Source organism: Paratissierella segnis (assembly GCF_014385195.1).
Taxonomy (GTDB): Bacteria; Bacillota; Clostridia; order Tissierellales; family Tissierellaceae; genus Paratissierella; species Paratissierella segnis.
This window is the reverse complement of sequence record NZ_JACRTG010000004.1, coordinates 38,634-62,896: the sequence shown is the minus strand read 5'-3', so window position 1 is coordinate 62,896 and position 24,263 is coordinate 38,634. Positions and strand designations below refer to the sequence as shown.

The 24,263-nt window shown below is 32.9% G+C and carries 26 protein-coding genes and 1 riboswitch; of the genes, 9 read left to right on the top strand and 17 right to left on the bottom strand.

The genetic code is table 11. The features are described 5' to 3' along the window. The first annotated feature begins 19 nt into the window (after window positions 1-19). The 5 genes from H8707_RS01615 to H8707_RS01595 all read left to right on the top strand — a co-directional run bounded on the left by H8707_RS01615 (window position 20) and on the right by H8707_RS01595 (window position 4,922). A complete protein-coding gene (locus tag H8707_RS01615) occupies window positions 20-1,204 on the top strand; it encodes a coenzyme F420-0:L-glutamate ligase (RefSeq protein ID WP_262428403.1) in 1,185 nt (394 codons plus the stop codon). A gap of 193 nt (window positions 1,205-1,397) precedes the next feature. Beyond that, entirely contained in the window at window positions 1,398-2,513 is a 1,116-nt protein-coding gene (locus H8707_RS01610) for a glycosyltransferase family 4 protein (RefSeq protein WP_262428402.1), read from the top strand. Next, the gene (locus H8707_RS01605) at window positions 2,514-3,002 is read left to right on the top strand and encodes a DUF4330 domain-containing protein (RefSeq protein ID WP_262428401.1); all 489 of its coding nucleotides are present in this window, start codon (window positions 2,514-2,516) and stop codon (window positions 3,000-3,002) included. It begins immediately after the preceding gene. Between the two features lie 11 nt (window positions 3,003-3,013). Further along, window positions 3,014-3,487 carry a DUF4330 domain-containing protein gene (locus tag H8707_RS01600; protein ID WP_262428400.1) on the top strand — a complete coding sequence of 158 codons (474 nt, stop codon included), beginning with the start codon at window positions 3,014-3,016 and terminating at the stop codon, window positions 3,485-3,487. A 31-nt stretch (window positions 3,488-3,518) separates the two neighbouring features. Next, entirely contained in the window at window positions 3,519-4,922 is a 1,404-nt protein-coding gene (locus H8707_RS01595; protein ID WP_262428399.1) for an O-antigen ligase family protein, read from the top strand. A 64-nt stretch (window positions 4,923-4,986) separates the two neighbouring features. Here H8707_RS01595 and H8707_RS01590 read toward each other — a convergent pair whose 3' ends face one another. The 15 genes from H8707_RS01590 to H8707_RS01520 all read right to left on the bottom strand — a co-directional run bounded on the left by H8707_RS01590 (window position 4,987) and on the right by H8707_RS01520 (window position 19,165). Beyond that, a complete protein-coding gene (locus H8707_RS01590) occupies window positions 4,987-6,381 on the bottom strand; it encodes a tyrosine phenol-lyase (RefSeq protein ID WP_262428398.1) in 1,395 nt (464 codons plus the stop codon). A gap of 206 nt (window positions 6,382-6,587) precedes the next feature. After that, the gene (locus H8707_RS01585; RefSeq protein WP_262428397.1) at window positions 6,588-7,025 is read right to left on the bottom strand and encodes a protease complex subunit PrcB family protein; all 438 of its coding nucleotides are present in this window, start codon (window positions 7,023-7,025) and stop codon (window positions 6,588-6,590) included. Between the two features lie 109 nt (window positions 7,026-7,134). Next, window positions 7,135-9,111: a transketolase gene (gene tkt, locus H8707_RS01580; protein ID WP_262428396.1), complete on the bottom strand. Its 1,977-nt coding sequence runs from the start codon at window positions 9,109-9,111 to the stop codon at window positions 7,135-7,137. A gap of 29 nt (window positions 9,112-9,140) precedes the next feature. Then, window positions 9,141-9,896, bottom strand: coding sequence for a WecB/TagA/CpsF family glycosyltransferase (locus H8707_RS01575; protein WP_262428395.1), 756 nt, complete (start codon window positions 9,894-9,896; stop codon window positions 9,141-9,143). Window positions 9,897-9,900: 4 nt separating this feature from the next. After that, the gene (gene csaB, locus H8707_RS01570; protein ID WP_262428394.1) at window positions 9,901-12,108 is read right to left on the bottom strand and encodes a polysaccharide pyruvyl transferase CsaB; all 2,208 of its coding nucleotides are present in this window, start codon (window positions 12,106-12,108) and stop codon (window positions 9,901-9,903) included. A 23-nt stretch (window positions 12,109-12,131) separates the two neighbouring features. Next, entirely contained in the window at window positions 12,132-13,196 is a 1,065-nt protein-coding gene (locus H8707_RS01565) for a GNAT family N-acetyltransferase (protein WP_262428428.1), read from the bottom strand. Window positions 13,197-13,211: 15 nt separating this feature from the next. Then, the gene (locus H8707_RS01560; RefSeq protein WP_262428393.1) at window positions 13,212-13,667 is read right to left on the bottom strand and encodes a hypothetical protein; all 456 of its coding nucleotides are present in this window, start codon (window positions 13,665-13,667) and stop codon (window positions 13,212-13,214) included. A gap of 173 nt (window positions 13,668-13,840) precedes the next feature. Then, window positions 13,841-14,191 carry a type II toxin-antitoxin system PemK/MazF family toxin gene (locus H8707_RS01555; RefSeq protein WP_262428392.1) on the bottom strand — a complete coding sequence of 117 codons (351 nt, stop codon included), beginning with the start codon at window positions 14,189-14,191 and terminating at the stop codon, window positions 13,841-13,843. Next, window positions 14,181-14,420, bottom strand: a complete 240-nt coding sequence (locus H8707_RS01550; RefSeq protein ID WP_262428391.1) for a CopG family transcriptional regulator — start codon at window positions 14,418-14,420, stop codon at window positions 14,181-14,183. The genes H8707_RS01555 and H8707_RS01550 overlap by 11 nt, the downstream gene beginning before the upstream one ends. Before the next feature lie 113 nt (window positions 14,421-14,533). Beyond that, window positions 14,534-15,121, bottom strand: a complete 588-nt coding sequence (locus tag H8707_RS01545; RefSeq protein WP_262428390.1) for a LolA family protein — start codon at window positions 15,119-15,121, stop codon at window positions 14,534-14,536. 10 nt (window positions 15,122-15,131) lie between these two features. Then, window positions 15,132-16,340 carry an NAD(P)H-hydrate dehydratase gene (locus H8707_RS01540; protein ID WP_262428389.1) on the bottom strand — a complete coding sequence of 403 codons (1,209 nt, stop codon included), beginning with the start codon at window positions 16,338-16,340 and terminating at the stop codon, window positions 15,132-15,134. Between the two features lie 320 nt (window positions 16,341-16,660). Beyond that, on the bottom strand, window positions 16,661-17,002 hold the full coding sequence (locus H8707_RS01535; protein ID WP_262428388.1) for a spore coat protein: 342 nt from the start codon (window positions 17,000-17,002) through the stop codon (window positions 16,661-16,663). A gap of 10 nt (window positions 17,003-17,012) precedes the next feature. Next, entirely contained in the window at window positions 17,013-17,219 is a 207-nt protein-coding gene (locus H8707_RS01530; RefSeq protein ID WP_262428387.1) for a hypothetical protein, read from the bottom strand. A 142-nt stretch (window positions 17,220-17,361) separates the two neighbouring features. After that, window positions 17,362-18,864, bottom strand: coding sequence for a 4Fe-4S dicluster domain-containing protein (locus H8707_RS01525; RefSeq protein WP_262428386.1), 1,503 nt, complete (start codon window positions 18,862-18,864; stop codon window positions 17,362-17,364). 28 nt (window positions 18,865-18,892) lie between these two features. Beyond that, window positions 18,893-19,165, bottom strand: a complete 273-nt coding sequence (locus tag H8707_RS01520; RefSeq protein WP_262428385.1) for an NAD(P)H-dependent oxidoreductase subunit E — start codon at window positions 19,163-19,165, stop codon at window positions 18,893-18,895. 622 nt (window positions 19,166-19,787) lie between these two features. Next, window positions 19,788-19,885, top strand: a riboswitch (SAM riboswitch). Between the two features lie 62 nt (window positions 19,886-19,947). On the opposite strand from H8707_RS01520, the gene H8707_RS01515 reads away from it, so the two are divergent. From H8707_RS01515 to H8707_RS01500, 4 genes are all read left to right on the top strand, one after another. Continuing rightward, entirely contained in the window at window positions 19,948-20,952 is a 1,005-nt protein-coding gene (locus tag H8707_RS01515; protein WP_262428384.1) for a methionine ABC transporter ATP-binding protein, read from the top strand. Next, complete coding sequence (locus tag H8707_RS01510) at window positions 20,952-21,593, top strand: methionine ABC transporter permease (RefSeq protein ID WP_262428383.1); 642 nt, start codon at window positions 20,952-20,954, stop codon at window positions 21,591-21,593. The genes H8707_RS01515 and H8707_RS01510 overlap by 1 nt, the downstream gene beginning before the upstream one ends. Before the next feature lie 18 nt (window positions 21,594-21,611). Continuing rightward, on the top strand, window positions 21,612-22,412 hold the full coding sequence (locus H8707_RS01505; RefSeq protein ID WP_262428382.1) for a MetQ/NlpA family ABC transporter substrate-binding protein: 801 nt from the start codon (window positions 21,612-21,614) through the stop codon (window positions 22,410-22,412). Between the two features lie 65 nt (window positions 22,413-22,477). After that, window positions 22,478-22,705 carry a hypothetical protein gene (locus H8707_RS01500; RefSeq protein WP_262428381.1) on the top strand — a complete coding sequence of 76 codons (228 nt, stop codon included), beginning with the start codon at window positions 22,478-22,480 and terminating at the stop codon, window positions 22,703-22,705. A gap of 41 nt (window positions 22,706-22,746) precedes the next feature. Here H8707_RS01500 and H8707_RS15195 read toward each other — a convergent pair whose 3' ends face one another. Together H8707_RS15195 and H8707_RS01495 are read right to left on the bottom strand one after the other, a co-directional pair. Beyond that, window positions 22,747-22,953, bottom strand: coding sequence for a DUF362 domain-containing protein (locus H8707_RS15195; protein ID WP_394354620.1), 207 nt, complete (start codon window positions 22,951-22,953; stop codon window positions 22,747-22,749). Window positions 22,954-23,021: 68 nt separating this feature from the next. Beyond that, window positions 23,022-23,888 (bottom strand): DUF362 domain-containing protein, encoded by an 867-nt coding sequence (locus tag H8707_RS01495; RefSeq protein WP_262428380.1) that lies wholly within the window; start codon window positions 23,886-23,888, stop codon window positions 23,022-23,024. Window positions 23,889-24,263: the final 375 nt, after the last annotated feature.

Genomic DNA, 24,263 nt, shown 5'->3' with positions numbered 1-24,263 from the left:
AATTCTAGGAGGAAATACAATGAATAGGACTATTGGCACTACAATAAGAGGAATAAGAACCCCCATAGTAAAGGAGGGGGATGACTTAATTAATATTGTAGTTGATTCATTACTAGAAGCTGTCAAAACTGAAAATATCACACTTAAACATAAAGATGTAGTAGGCATTACAGAATCACTGGTTGCACGTGCCCAAGGAAATTATGCTACCTCAGAAGAAATCGGAATAGATGTTGCAAATAAATTTCCAAATGAAATCGGATTGGTATTTCCTATATTGAGCAGAAACAGATTTTCTATACTTCTAAAGGGTATTGCCAATAGCAACAGAAAAATTCACTTGCTGCTAAATTATCCGTCTGATGAAGTCGGAAACAGCCTTATGGACATAGACGAAATGGATAAAGCAGGAATCAATCCATATTGTGATGTCCTAACAGAAGCTGATTACAGAAGATTGTTCGGAGAAAAAGTATTACACCCTTTTACAGGTATAGACTATGTGGATTTGTATAAAGAAGTTGCAGGAGATAATATAGAAATTTATTTTTCAAATGACCCCAGAACAATATTAAATTACAGTAAAGATGTTTTAGTTGCAAATATACATGAAAGAAAAAGAACCAAGAGGATTTTAAAGGAAGCTGGAGCAAATATAGTTTTAGGTCTTGATGAGATACTCAATTCACCTGTTGGCGAAAGCGGATTTAACCCTGAATATGGACTTCTAGGAACTAATTTGGCCTCGGACAATGAGGTTAAACTGTTCCCAAGGGATTCCCAATATTATGTGGAAGAAATTCAAAGATTACTGTATGAAAAAACTAACATAATTTTAGAGGTTATGATATATGGTGATGGCGCGTTTAAGGATCCAATCGGCAAAATTTGGGAATTAGCTGACCCTGTAGTATCTCCGGGGTATACAAAAGGCCTTGTAGGTACTCCGAATGAACTAAAACTTAAATATCTTGTAGATACCGAACTGCACGAATTTAAGGGAGATGAAATGATATCCCAAGTCAAAAAGAAAATCTATAGTAAAGATGTAGATTTACTTGGGCAGAAAGAATCTCTGGGTACAACCCCCAGAAGAATTACCGATTTACTTGGAAGCCTCTGCGATTTAACTAGTGGCAGCGGAGATAAGGGAACACCTGTGGTATTGATTCAAGGGTATTTTGATAATTATGCTACAGAATGATTTTGAATGATTTTAAAAACTCAGTTTAGAAATCTAGACTGAGTTTTTTGTTTAGTAGGATGGCATAGAGAGCATTACAATGGTATAATATTAATAATTGTGAATTGATTTAGGTTCTTCATTGTGAATTGTGCATTGTGAATTGTGAACTGTGAATTGTGCATTGTGAATTGTACTGAGGATGGTGATAAAAATGACAAATGTCCTGCACCTTATCAACTATTTAGGTGGCGGTGGTTCTGAAATATATATTTATACTCTGGCTAAAAAATTACATAATAATCACTGTAAATTTTATATTGCCTATTCAGAAGAAGGCAAAGGATTAAAGCTGTTTGAAGATTTAGGAATCGAAACCATTAAATTGCAAATGAATAGCCCTTTTGATATAAAGGCTGCTAATGAATTAAAAAAAATATGCAAAGAATTGTCAATTGATGTGATTCATACTCATTTCCTGAGAGAAAACTATATAAGCATCTTGTCTAAACTTCTTGGAAATAAAGTTAGAGTCATAAATACAAGACATATGTTAGATAAAAATTCTAAATCTGTAATCTCGATGAATAAGTTTTTTACAAGGTTTAATGATTCTATTATTGCAGTTAGCTCCAGTGTAAGGAATCAAATGATATATGATGAGGGATTAAATCCAAATAAAATCAAACTGATTTACACGGGAGTTGATTTAGAAGAATGGAGTAAGCCTTCCTCCTTGAATTTTAGAGATGAATATAAAATTCCGGAAGGAGAAATTTTGATTACGACCATTGCCAGATTTTCAAAGGAAAAAGGCCACGAATTTCTTATCAATTCTATAAAGTATTTTAAAGATTATATCAAGACAAATAATCCGGAGTTTAAATTCAAATTTGTATTAGTTGGTGAGGGTGAACTTTTTAATGATATAATTGATAAAGCAAAAGACCTACAGATTTATGATGATATAATATTTACAGGCTATCGCAGAGATATAAAAAATATATTGAAAAGTTCAGATATTTTTATTTTGCCATCAAATAATGAAGCCTTTGGACTATCTATTTTGGAAGCCATGGCTGCTGGACTTCCGGTAATTACAACCAACAGTGGCGGAACAAGGGAAATAATAAACAAAGATTTTGATAATGGAATTATCATCGAATATGGCGAAATACATAAATTGTCAGAATCGCTAGTAGCTTTAATTGAAAATAAGGAATTAAAAGAGCAGTATATTGCAAATGGGTATAAGACTTTAAGTACACACTTTAATATAGAAAAAACAATTGAAGAAACCTACAATCTTTATAAAGGAAGGGATATTTAGATGATTGATAAAAACGGAAAATTGTTTGGAAAAATTAGCATAATCGATCTAATTATTATAATTTTAGTAATTTTAGCAGGAATATTTGCAGTTAAAAAATTAGGAATATTTACGCCAAAGGGAAATGTTACTGACAGTACTGATAAAATTCAAGTAGTTTTTTATCAAGAAGAAGTAAATAGCTTCACTGCAAATAATGTCAAATTAGGGGATCCAACCTCAGAAACACTTCAAAATATGAGTTTTGGAGCCGTAACAGATATTCAAACTGAGGATTCAGTTTCATGGGGAGAAGATAAAGACGGAAAACAAGTCAAATCCACCAAGAATGGGTTTAACGCGGTATATATTACTACCGAGACCAATGGAGTAATTGGTCCAAATGGTATAAATATTGGCGGCTCAAATTATTATATCGGTCAATTTATAACTCTTAGGGTAGGTACATCCATTTTTTATGGAAGAATCTATGATGCAGCTAAAATTTAGGAGGGATAAAAATGAAAAAAAGAAAATTCACTTGGATAGATTTAATTATAATAGTAGTTGTTGTAATTGGCATAATTGGATATAGAAACAAAATAGCAAAAGCTAATGTGTCCACTCCTAATACTAATAAGGAAAAAATATTGATAACATTTTATATTGAGGAAATCCCCGACTTTGCCATAGATGCAATAAATATAGGCGACCCGGTCAGAGAATCAATCCAAAACGCTTATTTTGGAGAAGTCGTGGATATAAATCCAGGAGATTCCATCTATTGGGAAAGCAGAGAAGATGGGCAGCTAGTACCTTCCAGCAGAGAAGGCTATTCTTCCCTTTATATTACTATGGAAGGCACAGGAATCATTAATAAAGATGGAGTATCCATAGACAAATCCGTTTATTATGTAGGTCAAACAATCTCACTTAACGCTGGGAACTCACTGCTTAAGGAAGGCAGAATCTCAGAAGTCAAAATAGCAGAATAGTGGTGAAAAAATGGTTGAACATTTCAAGCAAATGATAAATAACAGTAAATTTATTAGCTATTTAAAAGGTCCCGATATATTTCAAAATCTATGGGTTAATAGCTTCGTATTTAGAATATTGAATACAATTGTTAATCTTCCCATTAAATTTTTAAGAAAAATATATTATAAATGGAATAATATATTTTCAAGTAGTTTTTTCTTAAGAATTTTAGATTATTTATGCGAAAATTTTCATCATATATTAGGTTTGTTCTTAATCATAAATATGATAATTCCGGATCATAGATGGTATAACAAATATGGGGTAATTCTTACCTTATTAATTTTTATAATGTTTTTATTCAAAGCTACTATTAAAAAAGACATAAATATAGATTTATCTCAAATAGATTATATGGCAGTGATTTTTTTCTTAACTATATTTATATCAGCGATTTCATCTCTGTTCCCTAAAGATAGTCTGAATTACTTAATTTATTATTTTATTACCTTCTTATCTGTTATTATAATTGTATGTTCAATAAATTCATATGAAGAACTCGATGCGTTGGTTAAATTCATGATGTTGGGTGTATTTCTAACAGCAATATATGGGATTTATCAGTGGAAAGTTGTAGGAATAGAAGTTAATCCTTCTTTGACAGATTTAACAATAAATCAGGGCGTAGGCGGTAGAGTATATTCTACAATGGGAAATCCAAATGTTTATGGTGAGTTGTTGGTATTGACACTTCCCTTCTTTGGATCTATTATCCTTAATGAAAATTCTTTTTTCAAAAAGATTTTTTGGATTATTCTTTCCCTTCCGATATTGTTGGTGCTGCTGAAAACAAGCTCCAGATCAGCTTGGATTGCATTTGCAATAGCTGTATTTATATTTATTTTTCTTTGGAATAAAAAATATACTCCATATCTTATATTGTTGGGAGTAGTAGCTTTACCTTTCTTGCCCTCATCTATTTATAAAAGGATATTAACTGTATTTAATCCGAATGATACCTCTTTGAAATACAGAAAGCAAATTCTAGGGCCTGCATTTGCTATGCTAAGGGATTATTGGCTTACAGGTGTTGGATTAGGAAGTAGAATAGTAAATATTATATACCAACGATACAAAAGCTTCGGACTTACCACTGTGGCTCATACTCACAATTTATATGTGCAGCTATGGCTGGAAGCTGGTATATGTGCTATAGTTTCTTTTATGCTAACAATTTTTAGACTAATCAGAAATACATTTGTAGCTATTAAAGAAAAAAACAACCCTTCTATTAATAATATACTGATTGCGTCCTTATCTGGTATTCTTGGTCTATGTGTAATGGGATTTGCAGATCATATTTGGTTTTATAATCGATTATTGTTTATGTTTTGGATAAATATATCTATAATCTTGGCATCATTAAAATTATCTAAAATGGAAAACAAGTAGAATTTTAGAAAATGCACTTAGCTAACAAACTGCTGAGTGCATTTTCGGTTAGAATTTAATCTATTTAATCTGCATAATCAAATTTAGCAGTAAAAAACCTCAATTGAGCAGGTTCGTAAACAAATTTAAGCGGTCTGATATCCTCTTTGTGCTTATAAAGGTTGATAACGGATTCAGCAACCACATCCATATGTTTATAAGTATAAACTCTTCTTGGAATAGTAAGTCTTACCGTTTCCAATTTAGGCTTATGATTTTCACCTGTCTTAAAATCTCTTCCTGCTGAAACTATGCCACGTTCCATTGATCTTACTCCGGAGTCAATATACAGTGAAGCAGCCAAAGATTGAGCCGGGAATTGCTCTTGGTCCAGATGCGGGCAGAACCTTCTTGCATCCAAGAATACTGCATGTCCTCCAACAGGCTCAATTATCGGTACTCCTGCTTCTAATAATCTATCCCCAAGATACCTAACTTGTTTGACTCTGTGCTCTATATATTCATATTGCATTGCTTCTCTAAATCCAATAGCTATAGCTTGCATATCACGACCTGTCATTCCGCCATATGATGGCATGCCTTCGTAAACAACAACGATTTCTTTAGCAAGACCAAATAATTTTTCGTCATTAATGGCTAAAAATCCACCTATATTTACGATGCCGTCTTTTTTACCGGACATTGTAGCACCATCAGAGTAACTAAACATTTCATGCACTATTTCTTGTATAGTTTTATCTTGATAACCCTCTTCTTGTTCTTTGATGAAATATGCATTTTCAACACAACGAGTTGCATCATAAAATACTTTTATGCCATGTTTGGCTGTAATCTCTCTGACAGCTTTCATATTTGCCATGGATACCGGTTGTCCTCCTGCTAAATTTACGGTAACCGCAAGACAAATATAAGCTATATTTTCTGCTCCTTTTTCGTCGATTAATCTCTCGAGCTTATCCAAATCAATATTTCCTTTAAATTGGATATTAAGCCCTGCATCATGTGCCTCATCTCTGATAATATCTACAAAAATACCACCATTTTTTTCTTGATGAAACCTGGTAGTTGTAAAATACATATTTCCCGCAACATATTGCCCCGGTTTGATAGCTATGCTTGATAAAATATTTTCAGCGCCACGACCTTGGTGAGTTGGTACAACATGTTTAAATCCAAATAACTCTTTGATTGTTGCCTCAAGATATAACCAGTTTCTACTACCTGCATATGCTTCATCACCAATCATCATTCCTGCCCACTGAGCGTCGCTCATAGCATTGGTGCCGGAATCGGTAAGTAAATCAATATAGCAGTCCTCTGATTTTAAATTGAATGTGTTATATCCAGCCTCCTTCATTGCAGCTTCGCGTTCTTCCCTTGAAATCATTTTCACAGGTTCTACGCTTTTGATTTTGAAAGGCTCTGCAGGGTATTTCTTTAAATCAAAATAGTTAACCATAAAAATCCTCCTTTATTTATATGAAATCAATGTGAAACTTTGTTATGTATGATTCATCATACATCATTAATCTATCTTTATTTTATATTGCCAAACAATAAACGTCAATGGGAAAACGTTATTTATATCTTTCGTGGCATATTTACATAAAGTAACCTCTAGAATGATATACTTATCATAAATATATGTTCTAGAGGTTACTAAAACTAGTCTACATACTCAATATCCAAATGTATATTCTGCGGCATTGATTTTAAATTTGTTTTTACTACGATAACCGGATATTCATATTCCTGTGACACTATTTCATTTGGACTTGGATCTATAAACTTAGCATATACCACTAAATCAAAGGTTTCATCCTCATTAGGTTCTTTGACAATCTCATCAATATCAACAAAATACCCCTTTGTTTTTTTCTCTCCTCTTGTTACGATAACAAAAATTTCATCTTTATATTTAAAAGTAAGAGCTCTTTCTTCCATAATGTATTTTGGCAATGCTTCCCTAATCTCAGCCGGCAGTTCCTCCATATCCAATGTCTTAAAACTAACGGTATCATTTTTCCCCTTCAATGCTTTTGGTACAATTAATACTCCAAGTATGATTATGATTACTATTCCGAATATCCAATATTTTTTCATATATATCCCCCCTATCTAATCTTAATAATATTTATTCATAGATAAAGGATTATATGCTAAAAGCCCCTAGATATACCAGAGGCTTTTAAATACTCATAATGATGAATTTTTATGACAATAGTTTTAAGGCTTCTTCAACTATATGGTCCACCGTAATATTGAATTTTTCAAATAACTTATTGCTGGGACCTGATGCTCCAAAGGAATCTATTGAAATTGCTTTTCCTTCTAATCCTATATATTTATGCCAGCCAAAAGAAGTGGCTGCTTCCACTGATATTCTCTTTGTAATGTCCTTAGGCAAAACTGTTGTTTTGTATTCTTCAGTCTGTTCTTCAAACAATTCCCATGAAGGCATGCTCACAACTCTAACCCCTATACCTTTTCTGCCAAGAGCTTCCCCTGCCTTATATGCAAGCTGTAATTCGGATCCGGTTCCAATTAAGATTAAATCCAATTTACCTTTTTCTTTCCTAATGATATATCCGCCTTTTAAGGCATCTTTTCCCGTTCCATCAATGGCAGGCAACACTTGCCTTGAAAGCACCAACCCAACAGGCGTATTCTTGCTTGTCATTGCTTTATACCAACCTGCTGCAGTTTCCCTATTATCCGCCGGTCTAAATACTATAAAATTAGGTTGTGCTCTAAATACAGCCAATTGCTCTATAGGTTGATGAGTTGGTCCGTCTTCTCCTACTCCTATGCTATCATGAGTTAAGATATATGTCACCGGCAAACCCATCAATGAAGACAGTCTCATAGCCCCTTTCATATAATCACTAAATACAAAGAAGGTTGAGCCATAAGGCCTTATACCTCCATGCAGATAAAGACCGTTTAATATTGCAGCCATAGCATGTTCCCTTACACCAAAATGTATATTGGAACCTAACAAATTATCCCGTGAGAAATCCTCTCTGTTATTCATATGAGTCTTGTTAGACGGTGCTAAATCCGCTGAACCGCCGAATAGATTCGGCACCTTGTCTGCCAGTCTATTGATCAATACTCCGGAAGCCTCTCTTGTGGACATGTCCTTGTCGAATGTCCAAAACTCGTCGGATTCTAAATAGTCCATAGGGATATCCAAGTTTATCCAATTTTCAAATTCATTTGCAAGTTCCGGGAATTCATTCTTGTATTCATTGTACATTTCTTCCCAACGTTCATTTTCTTTGATTCCCTTTTCTATTACTTCTTTCATATGCTCTCGTACTTCTTCCGGGACAAAGAATTCATCTTGTGATTTCCACTCTAAAAATTCTTTCAAAGAAACTATATTATCCTTTCCAAGCGGCTCACCATGGGCAGAAGATTTTCCCTGCTTTGGAGATCCATATCCTATTTCCGTCTTAATTACTATAAGAGATGGTTTATTTAAATTCTCTTTTGCTAAATTGATTTTTCCTTCAATATCAGAAATATTATTTCCATCCTCTACATATAAAACTTCCCATCCCAAAGCTTCATACCGTTTAGGAACATTTTCAGTAAATGCTAAATCTGTACTCCCTTCAATTGTTATTCTATTTGAATCATATAGTACAATCAACTTTCCCAGTCCTAAAGTGCCTGCAAGGGAAGAAGCTTCATTGCTTATTCCTTCCATTAAGCAGCCGTCACCGGATAGAACATAGGTATAATGATCCATTATATTGTAATTATCCTTGTTAAATTTTTCAGCCATATGAGCTTCAGCCATAGCCATCCCAACTGCATTTGCAATTCCCTGCCCCAATGGACCTGTAGTAACGTCAACACCTTTGGTATGACCATACTCAGGATGTCCGGGAGTGAGGCTGTCTAACTGCCTAAAGCTTTTTATATCCTCTACTGATAGTCCATATTCAAATAGGTGCAATAGAGAATATAATAGCATAGATCCATGCCCTGCGGACAGAACAAATCTATCGCGATTAACCCATTTTGGATTGTTTGGATTGTGTTTCATGTTTTTAGCCCATAAGGTATAAGCCATCGGTGCTGCACCCAAAGGTAATCCGGGATGACCTGATTTTGCCTTTTCTACTCCTTCAGCTGAAAGGATTCTTATGGTATTGATGCTCAATTGTTCAATATTCATTTTTTTCCTCCTCGTTATGTTAGTCTTTTTTATTCTATCACATTTTTAGTGAATATGACCTTTAGCATAAACTTTGGTAAAATCATTTGTCTTTTTATTCTTGAAGGTTCTTTTATTAGACGATAGAACCATTCCAATCCAAGCTTCTGATATATTTCGGGAGCTCTTTTTGAGTTCCCTGAAAGTATATCCATTACTCCCCCATTTCCGATAATAACTTTAGCTTTTATTCTGTTTCTATTTGCATGTATCCACATTTCTTGTTTAGGAAATCCCAATCCCACAAAAATTATATCCGGATTTAGGGCATTGATTTCATCTATGATCTTAAGCTCTTCCTCATGATTTTCTATTCCTAAATGACTTCCTTTAAAATATCCGTGATGAAAGCCTACTATTTTAATATTTGGATAATCCCTATTTATATTTTCAACACAAGATTTAGCTATTCCATCCTTGCCCCCTAGTAAATATAGGCTATACCCATTTTTATTGGCGATTTCTAAAAGTTTAACGGATGTATCAAAACCTGTAACCCTCTCCTTTAATGGTTTCTTTTTTATTCTGGAAGCATAAATAAGTCCAATCCCATCGGGAATTACTATGTCACCTTCATTGATTAAATCCCTTAATTCTTTATTCTCTTTTGCTGCCATTACAATTTCCGTATTTGGCGTATAAATTGTCTTGAGTTTATCGCCTTTTAGATTTTCCTCTAAAATCTTTACAATATCATCCAGCGTAGTATTTAATATTTTTACTCCAAATATCTTTATACTATCCATTATTTCACCTACCTAGCAAATCCATAGCCATATGGATATTTTGCAGAGCTTTATCCTTCAAAATATCATCTTGCCTGTCTAAAACTTCTATTAAATCTTTCTTATGATTCCATACATACTCAATATTGTATATCAACTCATCATAGTCCAGATTTTCAACATTTGACATATAGTGCATACCCAAGGAATTAAGAATTCCTTCTACCTTAGGATCATATACCAGTCCAACCATAGGGACGGATTGAGTAGCCGCATATATTAATGAATGAAGTCTCATGGCAATTATCAAATCCAACTTTTTTATTACACCCATCAGTTCTTCAACAGAATATTTATTCTCAAGTACATATGTGTTTCCTTCTTTAACCATTTTCAGTGTTTCAATCGATATATTCAAATCTCCCGGATAGTGCATAGGTATTAAAACTACATATACATCAAATGTTTTAGTTATATAATCTATGGCTTTTGATATTATTTCCACCAGATTTTCAGCACCCTTCCAGCTTCTTATGGAGATACCCACAAGGTTTTTGTCCCTTGGAATTCCTTCTATTTCAAGAATATCATTTATCCTGGATTCATTGGCAGGATCCAATGTAAAAACAGGATCCGCAGTAACATAAATATTTTTATTTTTTACCTTCATTCCTTCAAGATATTTTCTTGAATCGTCATCCCTTAATGTAATTAAATCCACCTTGTTGAGAATTGTTTTGGTCAAAACCCGATTGATTTTCCTATTTATTGGTCCTATCCCATTGGCGTAAATCATAACCGGTTTTTTATATAATTTTGCAATCTGCATTAAAGATAAATAATACAACAATGACCTTGTGCTGGTCACATCTTGAAGCAGACTTCCTCCTCCGCTTATAAATATTGAAGATTTTTTTATAGCTCGCATAGCTTCTTTAAATTTGAATCTATTTACTCCTTTTACGTGATACATAGCTTCCGTCTTTGCAGGGTCCTTTGACAATACATTTATATTTAAATCGCTATTATATTCTTGCAGATCCTTTACTATTGCCTTTAATATTGCATCATCTCCACTATTATCAAAACCATAATATCCCAGCATAAGTACGGTTTCAGACTGACTTAAGATATTTCTGTAAATCTTTAAATGCTCTTCTGCCATAGATTTATATGAGTGATTTTCCTTTACATCAGTAAATAAATTCTCCCCTAATATTCTAATTTCTTCCTTATTATTTGAAAGATATTCAATTCGATTTGCTAATTTATCCTCATCACCTACATCAATTAAATATCCATTATATCCATCTTTAATCAATTTAGTAATCCCGCCAACTTTAGTTGATATAATTGTCTTTTTCATCCTGGCGCCCTCTAGAATTACATAGGGGAAGCTTTCGCTCAATGAGGTCAATACATTGATATCTATAGCATTAAGAAAAGAATACGGATCATTAACAAAACCTAGAAAATAAATATTTTCTTCTAATTTGAGTTCTTTTACAAGGGACTTCAGCCTTTTTTCATCATTTCCTTCACCTGCTATAAGGAATATAATATCCTTCCTGTTTTCAAGCACTTTTTCAGCTGCCCTGATAAATGTCTCATGATTTTTTACCAAATCCAATCTAGCTAATATTCCAACAACAAGCTTTCCCTCATAATCTATATTATATCTTTTAAAAAACTCATCCTTTTCAACAAAGATAGGCTTATTTTCAATATCTATACCGTTATATGCTACAAATATTCTATCCCTTTTAAAACCTCTTTGAACTAACATTTCTTTGAATGAATCCGAGATTGCTATATAATAATTGAATCTTTTCAACGCAAATTTGTTTAAAGTAGTATAAACCAATCTTTTATAAAAATTATCTTTAAAGTCTAATTTATAATCACTATGTATAGTTGTTACCATAGGCTTGTTGATTTTATGTTTTAGAAACATTCCAATGAAATTTGCTCTGGCTCCATGACAATGGATTATCGAATAATTTTCTCTTTTAATCTCTTCAGTCAATCTATTGATGACCGATAAATCTGACCTGGATTTTTGCTCATATACTTCGATGTTAATTCCGGCTTTTTTAGAATCTTCATAAAAGGTATCCTCAATAAAGCAAATAACCTTAGCATCAATTAAATTGCTTAATCCCTTCAACAAGGAAATGATATGTGTTTTAGCCCCTCCAGTATCTCCTCCACTTATTAAATGAAGTACCTTCATCAAATTCTCTCCTTTCGTGAAGATTAATAAATATCTGATTCAATAGGCATTATATGCCAATTCTTTTCCTTAGTAACTATTTCTTCCAGATCCTTATCTCCTGTTAACTCCTTTACAACAAATGCAATATTTGTACGGCTTTTATAAAATCCCAAATTGATTAACATTTGCCTATAAATATTTGAGTCCCCTACCCATGCAAGGGAAAAGTCTACATTGTTTTGTTTGAAATATTCTTTAACTTTTAAATATATTGAACTTAAAACATTATCATTTATCCCAAGCATGTCAACAATATAGCCTACTCGTAACTCAGAGTCATTTTTTTCTTTGCTCGTTTGTATTTTTATTATCATATAGCCAACCAACTCTCCATCTAAATATGATACAAATGTGGTATATTTAAAGGTTGGATGGCTTTTTATTCTCCAATTTAAAAAATCCTTAGTTCTTGGTGTCATAAGTGGTAAAGAGCCTTTAAGTTTTTCCCAAAGTAAATTGAAATCATCATTAAATTCATCTATCTGTTTTATTTCATATTTAGCTTTTGGTCTTACTCTTAACTCCTTGTATAAAAACTTAGTCACAACAATGCTTGGAATTGAGATCAACTTAGCAAGAAACTTGTTTTTAAATTTGCCTTTTAAAAAATTATCCAAACTATATACCCTTATGAATATGGGAATATCATCAACAATTGTAGCTCCTAAGCGGTCGGTTAGCCCTATTAAAGCACCCAATATGGGGAATCCATATCTAAATGTTATTTTCTTCTCTATACCTTTTTCATAGGACTGTTTGGCTAAATTCGTATAGATACCCTGTCTTCTATATTCGTCGCTGACCATGGAATCTATAGAGTACCCACCGAGCAATTCTTTGCCTTCATAATTTATCGTTGATGGAAGTAAAGTAGTTTGACCTATGATTTTATTTTCCTCTTCAGCTAAACAAATAATCGCTTCCCCTGAGGGAAAATCCTTATATTGCCATTCCCAATACTCCTCGTCTCTATCGCTTTTAAAAATTTCATTGAATAGAGATATTATTTCCTTTTCATCGCCGTCTCTATATTCCCTGTATTTCACCAAGCTACGTCACTCCTATCTAATATCATACGTTCCTCTGACCATAAAAATTGCGTCCGCCGTAACATAAACACCTCTTCCATCGTCCCTAGGAACTATAATGAGATGATTTGATGGTATATTCAAATCTTTACCTATATCATTCCCAGCTGTTACGTCAGATAATCCTCCTAAATCACTTACAACGGCTTTCCCTTTTCCGCTTCTTAGAATGATTTCTGTTCCGGAATACCCTATTAAAAATTGTCCCTTTCCCAGTTCTACTACTTCTAATTCATTAGAAGAGCTTGTACTGCCATTGATATTAGCAATCTTATTATCAATATAAGTCTTAACCTGTTCAATGCTATTGTTTAAATAGCTTAATGAAATCAAAGGATCTTCATTGGACCCGGGCTCTGAAAACACAGCCGTAGCTCCTAATAAACAAACTGCAGCTCCTATTGTTATAAAAGCTTTTTTAATTTTCATATAAAAAACCTCCTTATCAATTCACAGTTCACAGTTCACAGTTCACAATTTCACAATTCACGGCTTTCTTAATTGTGCATTGTGAATTTACAATTGACTATATTATACTATATTCTGCTAAAAAAAATAAGCATTATATACAAATGCTTATTTTTAAATATGTATTGAGGTGGTTAAAGATGTATCAAGCCTATACTTATCTTTAGTGCTTCGTCTACTTGCTTCATCATTTCCTCATCAAATTTTCCTATTTTTTCTCTTAATCTTTTTTTATCGATTGTCCTGATTTGTTCAAGAAGTACCACAGAATCTTTAGGTAATCCATATTCCGGGGCAGTTATTTCCACATGTGTCGGCAGTTTCGCCTTATTGATTTGGGATGTTATCGCTGCTATTATTATAGTTGGGCTGTACTTATTTCCAATATCATTTTGGATTACAAGTACCGGCCGTACCCCTCCTTGCTCTGAACCTATCACCGGACTTAGATCAGCATAAAATATATCTCCTCTTTTAACTATCACTTTCTTCACACCCTAATGTGGATTCATACATACATAAATCATTCATATCCTCTTCCAAACCCATTTCTGCTAGGGTTAAATTTATTTGACTCATATCACAATATCCAGTTTTAAGTTCCTCACAGATTTCAAGTTTCCATTTCTCTTTAAAATAATTCAGAAATGAATTGATAATCATATCCGATTTACTATTTTTGATAACTGGCAACATTTGATCCACATCCGTCATAAATTCCCACCCCCTAATTTAATATAAATAAAAGAAAAAATAGTATATAACAATTATATATTGATTGCATAAACTGTGTCAACTTTATATAATTAAAGTTATTCATTATATACCTATTGATTTTCGATATATTCAAAATTTTTGTATTTATATATTGCCCTTGAATTATTATCTTTATCTAATATATTTAACATATATGGTTTAAAATCTTTCTTTTTCAGCCAAAGCTCTATTTCTTCAGTATATTGATTTTTTTCTTTTACGTCAACATAAAATATATAATACGACTCTCCATCCAATTTTTCTTCTTTTATCTTATGAATATTATCCAAGTTTTTAAATATCTCTCCTATTAGTAGACTTCTATTAATTCCTTCGTTGGTTTTCAAGGATATATATTCATCTATAGATGCATGTTTAATTAATATTTTATCTCCCTGATACTGTATTATAACTCCATTTGTTTCTATTGGCTCAATTATTTCTATAGTATATTTTTCTTCGCCTGCATAGTAGCTTTCCTTTATGTTATAGAAACTCTCCTTTTCATCTATAGTAGTAATCATTTCTACTTCTGTTATATATCCGTTATATTGTTCATATGATTTTTTAAACTTATTTTTTATACTTTGGGTTTTATCCCTTGTACAGGACGTCAACAAAAGAGAAATAAAAAGGATTGACAAAAAGAGCCTTTTCAAATAATCACCTCTACCTTACTATATTGTTTAAAGCTTTTGGTATAGCTTGTAAAATATCACTTGCCACAAGTCCGTATTCTCCTTTCAAGTCCTTTGCATAATCTCCTGCTAAACCATGGCTAAAAACACCCAGCCTACAACTATCAAATAACCCGATTCCCTGACAAATAAAACTGATTAGCATCCCGGAAAGTACATCTCCGCTTCCTGCAGTTGCCATCCCCGGATTGCCGGTATCATTTACATAGATATTATTTTTATCTGCAACTATAGTCTTATGCCCTTTTAGGATATTTATTACATTATATTTTTCGGCTGTATATTTAGAATAAAAAATTCGATTGTTTTGGATTTCTTTTATGCTCTTTCCCAGCAATCTAGCCAATTCTCCAGGATGAGGTGTGATAACTATTCTGCCATTTCCCTCCAATAAAACATCCGGTTCATCCGCAATTAAGTTTATACCATCCGCATCCAGTACTATAGGTCCTTTAAAAGTTCTTATTATTTCCTTAACAATATTTCTTCTCGTTTCGTCTACTCCAAATCCCGGGCCAATGCATAACCCATCTAACTCTTTAATTGCCTCATGATAATCATCAATATCAGAAACTCCTTTAATTATGGGCTCTATCAATTTAATGGACATGATATCTTCTATACTTCTATCTACAATAGAATAAACCAATCCGGAACCGCATCTCAATGCAGCGTTTGAAGTCAGATAAATTGAACCTGTCATCCCTTTTTTGCCACCTATTATACCTACTCGTCCATAAGTTCCCTTATGCGTGTCCAACTCTCTTTTTTTCAATATGTGCTTAATATCATCAGGTATATTATAATTATAATCTCCGGATCCAATAGCAAATCCAATAGCATATTCCCTTTCATGAGAAATAGACACTTCAATGGACTTTAAACCTAAATCACTTACAATATCTTCATTGCATAATAACACAACATAAGGTCTACCATTACTATCGTGTAAAATCTCAAAGTCTTTCCATCCAATTTGCCCTATACCCGTTCCGAAAACTTTACTTATGGCTTCTTTAGCCGCAAATAAACCTGCAGCTGTTTCTCCATTATGATTTTTGATCTTTAAATACTCAATTTCATTATCGGTAAATATTTTACTATAGAAACTTTCTCTTTTTGTCTCCATTATTTTTTTTATTCTATCAATTTGAACAATATCAACACCAGTACGAAGCATAAACTACTAACCCCCTATATCAATTAACAATTTCTTTTCTTAATTCTTCACTCTTAACTATCTTTTAAAAAGCGGAGATCATTCGTTACACTCAAGGATGACATAAGCAATGATCTTGGGTCAATAAAGGCAGAATAATCACTGCAGGATGTCATTCTGAACAAAAGTGAAGAATCTCTATTAATGACCCTAGCAACTCTTCACTCTTAATCCTTCACTCTTAACTATCTTATTAATTGTGAACTATCAATTAACATTATACTACAAATTTTAAATTAGTTAATTTTTTTACAAAAAAAATGTCCCATCCGGGACAATTTTTAATGCATTGGTTTAAAATTATTCATCTTGCTATTATTTGAAGAATTCATTTTAGCATTTGAGGATGTATTCATCGAACTGGATGTAGATGATACTGCTGCTGATAAAGTTGATTTTATCGTATCTACATCATTCTGATTAGCTTGGGGTGCAGGTGTATACCAACCTTTTTGCGATGCCATTTGAGAAATCTGATACTGCATCTGTTCCGCTTCATCCCTTAATTGAATCAAGGAGTTTCTAAGCTGCTGATTTGATGTCTCCATTATAGCATGTGTATACGAATTTATACTTGATTTTGTTCCTGTTAATATATCATATACCATATCTCTGTCTTCCATAATATCCCTCCTATAATGAATTTATTAAATTGGTTGCAGTAGTTTGACAATCAGTACTGGATTGTTCAAACATTTGTTTAAATTGCGGATCGGTTATTTGATTTGCATATAAGTTAAATTTAGCGCTCATTGCTATGTGTGCTCCCGCAATTTCCTTAACGCTGTTTAATTCCTGTTGTGTCACACTTTGTAAATTTATGGTATTTTTTAAAGCCATATATATGCCTCCTAATAATTATTTAATCATAATTATTGTGGCACTAATATCTTTTATTATTCTTACAATATTTCCCATTTTAAAAACCACACCAATCCATTTGTATTTAAATAAATCGAACAGTGTGGTCTAAAATATTTTATTAATGTCTTAATTCATCATCTATAATGTCATTTTCTAAAGGATTTTTATATACCGATTGATTTTTAAATTCCATAACCGACTTTTTCACCCTATCTGCAGAAGCTAATGTTCCGGGTCCTGCAATACATCCTCCTGGGCAAGCCATGCCTTCCAACAAATAATTGTTTTTCTTTCCTGCCTTTGCAAGTCTCATAAGCCTAACGCAATCATGTAAATCCGAAGCACATTCCACATTTATTTCTCTTAAAGGATCTAATAACTGAGCAGTTTTTTTAACTGCCTCAGCAACTCCGCCTGCCACAGCATAACCCCTGCCTAATGTAGATGCATCCTGAATCTCTTTATCTACTTCTATTTCGGATAACTCAATATCCTTGGCAACAAATATTCCCATTAATTCTTCAAAGGTAAGGACAAACTGCACATAATCCTTTACATCTTCCCGTAAAGCTTCCAGCTTTTTAGAAATACAAGGTCCTATAAATGTAATAATAGCATCCGGATCTTTTTTCTTAATATATTTTGCGGTTTCTACCATGGGTGATGATGAATCAGAAATATATTCATATTGTTCAGGAAACATCTTTTCAACCATCAATGCCCATGAATTACAGCAACTTGTTCCCATAAAGGGCATTTCTTCCGGAACTTTTTCAATAAACTCCTTTGCTTCATGTAAAGTTGTAATATCCGCTCCTAAACTAACTTCAACTACATCCTTGAAACCCAACTGTTTTATTCCTTCTACGATCTGAATCGGACTAGCCAAAACACCAAATTGTCCAATAAAAGATGGGGCAATTATCGCGTACATATTTTCCTTGTTTTTTAATCCCTTTACAACCTGATAAATTTGAGATTTATCAGCAATTGCTCCATATGGACACTGTATTACGCAACGTCCGCAAGATACACATTTTTCCTCATTTATTTTAGCTCTTCCTAAATAGTCGCTTTCTATTGCATTTACACCGCAAACAAATGCACAAGGTCTGTGAAATTCAACTATTGCACTATATGGACAAGCCTCTTTACACTTGCCGCATTTAATACATTTTTCCTTATCTATAATCGCTCTATCTTTTCCAATAGAAACAGCATTTACTGGGCATACATTGGTACAAGGATGCGCCAGACATTTTCTACAATTATCAGTAACTTGAAACGCTCTAGTAGGGCAAGCTTCACAAGCGAATGTAATTACATTAACTAATGGTAGATTTATTTTTATTTCATTTACATTAATTTCATCAATCCCATCAGTTACTCTGGTAAATTCATTCATATGTCTTGCATCAAGCCCCATAGTTAATCTTAATCTCTCTTCAATAATTGCTCTTTCTCTAAAAATACTTTCTCTATATGTAGCTATCTCACCTGGTATTAAATCATATGAAGCTTTCTCAAGCTCATTAAGGTCTGCATCTTCATAAGCCATTTTAGCAATCAAAGCAAAGACTTTTCTTCTTATATTTACAAGATCAACGTAGCTTTCTTTCATTGGCTCTTATTCCTCCCAAATTAAAGGATTAATCCTTTATCTTTTTATCCATAATCTTTTCCATAACGATCTGACCGGTGGCATTGAAAATAATATCGCCATCTAACATAACTACGGGCGAAATACCAGTACCCATCTTTTTGCAATAACCCATACATGTAACAGGCTCAATTTCCAATTTTTCGTCATTATATTTCTCATCATTACTTTCAAGAATACCCTTTAAATCCTCAATTTGGTCCAGTAAATTCATTGCTCCCAATAAAGTGCAATTTGAACCCATGCATACTTTAATTTTCATGAAACTCCTCCTATTAATCTTTTATACTAAATATCTTTCACAATTAATTATATAACAATATTGTTAAATTATCTACATACAAATGACGGTTTACAATTTATTTAATTATAACACTTTTTACTTAAATGAACAAAGGCAATACACAAATCAATTCACAATCGACCCTTGGGTCGTCCTGCTGTGTACCCTTTGTAATCTAAGGGCGAGACGGGCAGGATTAACTTAACTACCGAAGGATCTCTGGTTTTAAGATATGAAGAGTTAAGAACTAAGAGTGAAAAACAGGAAAGATAGGTAATCGGTAATAAGTAATAGGTAATAGGTAAAACATAGGGCAAAGTGATAAGCAACAGTGAAAATACAGTTGATAAAAGGCAGTATAATCACTGCTGGTGTCATCCTTGAGTGCAACGAGGGATCTACGATTTTAGGGTCAAGCCATGGGGTCTTAAAAGATAATTATAGGTGACATTATCAAAATATAACCACAATATTCTAAAATTTTAGTTGACAAAGCAAATGATAAGATATAGAATAAAATTTAAATTGAAAAGTTTCTATCGAAAACTTAAGGAAATTCTCATTATAAAGTTTAATTTTCCTATTCGTTAGAAAATCATAACTCTTATCCAGAGAGGTGGAGGGATTGGCCCGATGAAGCCCAGCAACCTGTGAAATTACAAGGTGCTAATTCCAACGGTATTTACCGAGAGATGAGAGAGGAACGGCCGCCTCTTTTATCAAGAGGTTTTTTTAATGTAAAAAACAAATGAGGTGTAATAATGATACAAATTGAAAATCTCACGAAAAACTTTATAGTAGGAGAAGATACCTTAACTGCAGTCAAAGAAGTCAATCTTAAAATAGAAAAAGGGGAGATTTTTGGTATTATCGGTTTAAGCGGTGCCGGTAAATCTACCCTTATAAGATGTGTCAATAGACTAGAAGAACCTTCAAGCGGAAAGATTGTTATAGATGGAATTGATATAACGGGATTGGGCAAGGAGGATTTAAGGAAACAAAGGAAGGAAATTGGCATGATCTTTCAGCATTTCAATCTTCTTTCTCAAAAAACAGTATATGAAAATATTGCTTTCCCATTACAATTAGAAAGACAAAGTAGTGAACAAATTGAAAATAGAGTAAACGAACTATTATCTTACGTTGAATTGACAGATAAAAAATATGCCTATCCAAGCCAACTTAGCGGCGGACAAAAACAAAGGGTGGCAATTGCCAGAGCCATAGCTAATAAGCCAAAATTGTTATTAAGTGATGAAGGTACTTCTGCACTTGATCCAAAAACAACTAAGTCCATACTTTCTCTACTAAATAAAATTAGGAAGGAACTTGGACTTACCATTGTAATGATAACACATCAAATGGAAGTAGTTAAGGAAATATGCGATAGAGTTGCAATCATGGAAAATGGAAGAATTATAGAAGTAAATACCGTTGAAAATTTGTTTAAATCACCACAAACTAAGACTGCTAAAAATTTTGTAAATGCTATACCTGAAAATATAGACGATGAGTTTATAAATCCTGATGATTTTCAAGGAAAAATTATTAGACTAAGTTATCTTGGAAATAGTGCAAAAAAACCTATAATTTCAGAAGTTATGAAAAATTTCGATATAAATATAAATATACTTTCCGGAAATATCAACAAGCTGCAAGCAACAAATGTTGGATATCTGATGCTGGAATTCATTGGTGAAGATGATGAAATAAATCGTGCACTTTCATATCTTAAAAATGAAAATGTACATGTGGAGGTGATATAATGGCTGATTTATTTGTACAACCTTTAATGGAAACCCTATATATGGTATTATTCTCTACTATTTTCTCGGTACTGTTAGGATTCCCTTTAGGGGTACTCCTAGTAGTAACTGAAAAGGGCAATATATGGGAACAACCGCTACTTAATAAAATTCTCAATGGAATAATTAATGCATTAAGATCATTTCCATTTTTAATTCTTATGATTTTATTGTTTCCATTGTCCAAACTCATAGTTGGTACAAGAATAGGGACTACTGCTACTATAATTCCATTATCCATAGCAGCTGCTCCTTTCGTTGCCAGAGTTATGGAAAGTAGCTTTAAAGAAGTAGATAAAGGTGTAATTGAATTAAGCCTATCCATGGGTGCCAGTATTCCACAAATTATTTTCAAGGTATTGATACCCGAAGCCATGCCCTCTATTATATTGGGAATAACCCTTACTATAATCAATCTAATCGGATATTCCGCTATGGCAGGAGCTCTTGGCGGCGGTGGCCTGGGAGATTTGGCAATACGTTTTGGATATTATGGTTTTAAAACAGATGTTATGATTTATTCAGTTTTAATTATTGTTTTTTTGGTACAATCAATACAATTTTTAGGAAATAAACTATCAACCAGTATTAACAAAAAATAAATTATTGGAGGAATATAAATGAAAAAAATATTTTCAATTTTAATAATATCTATTTTATCTTTATCCTTATTAGCAGGCTACAGTGAAAAGTCAGAAAAAGATAATGAAATAATCATTGGAGTGTCCCCTGAACCCCATGAAAAACTAATTTCATTGGTAATTGATGATTTGAAAAAAGAAGGTATAGAGGTTAAGACAGTTACCTTTACAGATTATGTCCAGCCAAATATTGCTTTAAACGATGGAGAATTGGATGCAAATTTCTTTCAGCATCTTCCTTATTTAGAAGATTTTGTTGCTAAGCAAAACGTAAAATTGATATCTTTGGGAAGTGTACATGTTGAACCTATGGCATTGTATTCAAATAAATATAATTCTTTGGACGAAATACCCAATAATGCTGAGATCGTAGTTCCAAATGATAGTGTTAACGGGGGCAGGGCATTGATTTTATTGGAGCACAACGGATTAATTAAATTAAAAGAAGGTGCCGGACTAAGTGCTACGGAAAAAGATATAGTTGAAAACCCTAAAAACATAAAAATAACAGCTTTGGAAGCTGCAGGGCTTCCAAGAGTACTAGATGATGTTGATGGCGCTGTAATCAATGGGAATTATGCTTTGGAAGCAGGATTGAACCCGGTTAATGACGGATTAATAATAGAGGATAAAGACTCACCTTATGCTAATATTGTAGCTGTAAGAGAGGGTGAAGAAAATCAAGAAAAGTTTCAAAAATTGTTAAAAGCTTTGCAGTCAGATAAAGTTAGAAAATTCATCGAGGAAAACTATGATGGTGGAGTAGTACCGGCATTTTAATTGTGAATTGTGAATTGTGAATTGTGAATTGTGAATTTGGATATACTAGTTTCGGAGGTGTTTATATGAAAAAAAGGCCTAAAAATTATGACATTACCTTCGAAGATTTTAATGAAGATTCAAATCCAAATTTGGATGAATTAGATGATATAGATTATGTTGGTATTACAGATTACATTTATGAAAATGAAAATCCATATCCCGATGATCCTTTTAATAAGGGATTAGATGCCTTGATTCATTCATCCAATATCATTTTACAAAATCCTAAAGATCCAGAATTATATGATTAAATAATAATCATTGAAATGAAATAAGGATGGAAAGCCCATCCTTATTTTTGTCCAAATATCAACCTATGTATAGGGTGTTCTTTTATATCTATAGCCTTTTTAGGACATAATTCATGACAGCAAAAACATCTTATGCAATTCTTTGTATTAATCTTAGGTTTACTATTTTGCATAGTAATTACTTTAGCAGGGCAATTTTCCATGCATATTTTACAAGATATACATTTCCCTTTATTCACCACAGGCATAGGTCTTAAATAATTGTTAACGAAGTCCTCTACAAATCTCGGAACCCTACCTCCTATAAAGTTAATATTTATAGAGTTAGGTAGTTTAAATGGTTTGACGCCATCACACCTATATTTAAAGGAATTTTTTCTATATCACTAATTTTAAGTAAATTTCTTTTCAAGGATTCGGTTATAGTTGGTACCAACTTATAGTCTATACCAGCAACTTTTACAGCAAAATAATCCAACAAATAAGGGTTTTCAGATGCCATAATCAGTCCTACTTTTCGTATATCTCCCGAAGAAGGTCCGTTGCCTTCCATACATTCAATTGCATCTATAATAAAGAAAACGGGATTTATATATTCACATATATCCAACAACATATTTGCAAAATTATTTGAGTCATTCATCTTAAGATGATAATCCGCTTTAGTTACACCGGGGATAACTCCGAACAGATTCTTGACCGCTCCTGTATAAGTCATCATCCCATGGGTTTTAAGCTTTGCACAGGAAACTACATAATCCACTTCATCGAAAGCTTTTACAATTTTCATATGCTTTACAAATTCTGCATTTTCATTATAAATATCCTTTGAATCTACATCATAGTTTAACTCACAGCCTGTTCTCTCTTGTACTCCAATCAAACCTGATGTTTCATATATTCCTTTTAGTATTCTCTTTGTTAACGGACCACCGGGGCTATCCCCTACTATTACCTGACAATCCAGATCTTGAAGATATCTTACTACGCCTTCTACTATATATGGATGTGTCGTAACTCCATCCTCTGGTTTGTTTTTCTTTAGCAGATTGGTTTTTACCAGAACTCTGCTGCCCTTTTCAATCTTCTTAATCCCTTCGATGCCATCTAGACACTTTTTAACCGAATTTAGCACTTCATTATAATCATATTCTATACATTTTACAATACTGACCATATCCATTTAATTTCCTCTCATAATAAATATTACTATAGATTATAATAGCATAAAAAAAGAGAAAGAGCTCATTCGTTATAAACAAATAGGCTGCATCTTTTTTTGATGCAGCCTATTTGTTGTCAGCTTCTTTACTAGCAACATAAATTGGTATATAAATTCATAATACAAATAAGAAATTACAGTCAAAGCAAAATATCAAGTCATTAAAATTATATAGTAATGCAATGTAATGAGATAATATCTCACTTCCCCTAGAATATTGATATTTACTCATTTACTAATCTTATCATAATTATACACTTAAAGTACATCACCGATAGAATTTTCTTGACTAATATGCGCAATTTGCTAGTATTAGTGCAAAAACACCATAATTGG